General features: G+C 69.9%; 1 protein-coding gene. It reads left to right on the top strand.

The window, feature by feature from the left end; all coding sequences use genetic code 11:
- Positions 1 to 256: histidinol dehydrogenase (locus SB660_RS22025; protein WP_410584585.1), on the top strand; the 256-nt coding region annotated here is incomplete at both ends.

Raw genomic sequence — 256 nt, 5'->3', positions numbered from 1 at the left:
GGTGCGACGAACCTGGGCGAGGCTTTGCGCCGCATCACGGAGGGTGCCGCGATGATCCGCTCGAAGGGAGAGGCGGGCACGGGAGACGTGTCGGAGGCGACACGGCACATCCGTCAGATCCGCGGCGAGATCCGCGCCGCCACGGTCGCCGCCATGAAGATGGCCGGCGCCGACGAGATCTACATCCTCGGCGGCGTGCAGGCGGTCGCGGCGATGGCCGTGGGCACCGACACGATCGAGCCGGTCAACATGATCG

Origin of the sequence: Bacillus sp. SIMBA_005 (assembly GCF_046535585.1) — a bacterium.
Classification (GTDB): domain Bacteria; phylum Bacillota; class Bacilli; order Bacillales; family Bacillaceae; genus Bacillus; species Bacillus pumilus.
The sequence above is the reverse complement of the archived record's forward strand: the minus strand, read 5'-3'. Positions and strand labels throughout refer to the sequence as shown.